The following is a 2,860-nucleotide window of genomic DNA, read 5'->3' as shown; positions in this document are numbered from 1 at the left end:
GTTTCTTCAGGTGGACCAATAACATCGAAATCGCGGCGGGTGTGATCCCACTGATTCGCGCTGCTTGGCCAATCGTTTCAGGTTTATGCTCCGAAAGCTTTGCAATCACTTCGTTGGACAGACCGGAAATACTCTTGTAGTTAAAATCCAATGGCAACTTGGTATTTTCATGGCGAATTTGCTTGGCTATCTCGTCTTCTTGACGCTTGATATAGCCCGCATATTTCACTTGAATCTCAACTTGCTCCGCTGCTTTCGGATCCGCCAGCGCTGGACCAATCCCATCGATGTTCATAAGCGCGTTATAGGTGACTTCTGGACGGCGCAACAACTCCTCGAGACTCGCCTCTTTACTAATCGGCGTTTTCAAAATCGGATTAATTGCTTCAACCGCTGGATGATCTTTATGCACCCAAGTGCTACGCAGCCGTTGTTGCTCTTGCGCAACGGCTTCCATTTTTTCGTTAAAGCGGGCCCAACGAACATCGTCGATTAAGCCAAGCGCGCGGCCTTGTTCGGTTAACCTCATATCCGCATTATCTTCCCGCAACAACAAACGATATTCTGCACGTGAAGTAAACATGCGATAGGGTTCTTTGGTTCCGAGTGTCGCCAAATCATCAATCAATACACCGGTATAAGCCTGGTCTCGACGTGGAGTCCAAGCCTCTTTTCCATCCACTGCAAGCGCAGCATTCAAACCGGCAATCAAGCCTTGAGCTGCCGCTTCTTCATACCCTGTGGTGCCGTTAATTTGCCCTGCAAAATATAAACCTTGAACGTGCTTGGTCTCGAGTGACTGCTTCAAGTCTCGTGGATCGAAGAAATCATATTCAATGGCATAACCAGGCCGCGTGATATGGGCATTTTCAAAACCACGAATGGAATGCACTAAGGCAACTTGGACATCGAACGGTAGACTGGTACTGATCCCGTTTGGATACAATTCACGGGTATTTAAACCTTCCGGCTCGACAAAGATTTGGTGCGAATTTTTGTCCGCGAAGCGCACCACTTTATCTTCGATCGAAGGGCAGTACCGTGGGCCAATACCTTCTATCACGCCTGAGTACATCGGGGATCGATCAAGCCCACTTTTGATAATGTCATGAGTGTTGTCATTGGTGTGGGTGATGTAGCAACTAATCTGCTCAGGATGATCATCCGTGCTTCCCACAAACGAGAATACTGGCCGTGGTGAATCTCCCGGCTGTTCCTGCATAACAGAAAAATCAACGGTGTTGGCATCAATTCGGGGCGGTGTTCCCGTCTTGAGGCGGTCGACACGTAGCGGAAGTTCACGCAATCGACGTGCAAGCGCTATGGATGGGGGATCACCGGCGCGTCCGCCGCTGTAATTTGATAATCCAATATGGATCTGACCGCCCAGAAAAGTCCCGGTGGTTAACACCACAGCTGGCGCATAGAACTTCAGACCCATTTGGGTGATGACACCTTCAACACGAGGCCCGATGCCAGTTTCAGTGACAATTAGATCATCGGCAGCCTGTTGAAAAATTTTCAAATTAGGTTGTGCTTCAAGAGCATTACGAATAAACGTTTTATACAGCGAACGATCCGCTTGAGCTCGGGTTGCTCGAACTGCAGGACCTTTTGAAGCGTTCAACGTGCGAAATTGAATTCCTGCATGGTCAGCTGCACGACCCATGATGCCTCCGAGGGCATCAATTTCTTTCACTAAATGACCTTTGCCAATTCCGCCAATTGCCGGATTACACGACATTTGCCCAAGCGTATCGATATTATGAGTCAGCAGGAGGGTTTGTTTTCCCATCCGTGCAGCAGCAAGCGCTGCTTCGGTGCCTGCATGCCCGCCGCCAATGACAATTACATCGAACCGTAATTCACTTGCCATGATACTCATAACCTCGAACTTTTAACTTCACTTGCATGATCGTTTGTGGATCTAACTGCTGTAACAGAGTCGTTTGACCCGTATTAGAGCCGTCTAAATTGATCCCTTGACGGATCTGATAGCCGAATATTGTAGCACTTTTAAACGTCAGCAACATCCATTTGATCGTGGGTTTACATGGTCATGTTGTAACAGTTTTACGTGTTCCAGATAGAGTGGTCTGGCGTGGTGGAGCAGCGTCTGCTTTGGTAGTAATTAGATCTATATTTATTTAAAAGATCTTTATTATTTCTATTATTAGCTCGGACAAGATCTGTGGAAATGTCATTATTAGAGTTTAAAAACAGGTACTTATGCAAGATCGATCCATGTGCATAAACAGCGATCTTATGCTTGGTTAACCAGTGGGATAACTTTGCAGTTATACACAATGAAAGTTATCCCCAGATCTATACCCGGATCAGATCACAGTTAAGATCGCTATTTATCCCCAGCTTTTGAAAATCGTGGGTAATGATCCGGATAATATGTGGATAAGATCAGAATAACTGTTGTGATCGATGATTATTTCGGTGCTTCAGAAGGGGATTAAGTTATCCCCAGTTTTCCGGGAAAAGATCGGCGAGCAGACATATGCACGTTCTACAGAGCCCGTTGATCTTTCCATTGATCGAGCCAGTTGATCGCAACTCCCTCAGGATCAACCTCGGTGAGCATATCTATCGTAAGCGGTTCATAGCGCGCTCTTGCACCCAGCCGAGTAAGGAGGTTTTGAGCATCTTGGCCGGCTTGGTTAAAGGTGTCATAGCTTGAATCACCAATGCCAATCAATGCGTATTGAATGGTTGATAGGTTTGTTTTTTGGTCCGTTAATGCTTGCATAAATGGAAAGATAGAATCGGCATACTCACCTGCACCATGCGTAGCAATACAGAGAATCCATTCGGCTTTTTCTATTGGCACTTCGGTGATATCGGGTTGGTC

2 protein-coding genes are annotated in these 2,860 nt (G+C 46.6%); both read right to left on the bottom strand.

Annotation, left to right across the window (positions count from 1 at the left end; genetic code table 11):
• The coding region (mnmG, locus tag J5F18_RS01445) for a tRNA uridine-5-carboxymethylaminomethyl(34) synthesis enzyme MnmG (RefSeq protein ID WP_346300590.1) at window positions 1-1,876 on the bottom strand (1,876 nt) is incomplete at its 3' end.
• Between the two features lie 642 nt (window positions 1,877-2,518).
• On the bottom strand, window positions 2,519-2,860 hold a 342-nt coding region (locus tag J5F18_RS01440), incomplete at its 5' end, for a flavodoxin domain-containing protein (protein ID WP_346300589.1).

The sequence above is a fragment of the Halomonas sp. BM-2019 genome, assembly GCF_017584085.1.
Note: the sequence above shows the minus strand (reverse complement) of the source record. Positions and strands in the feature narration are given on the sequence as shown.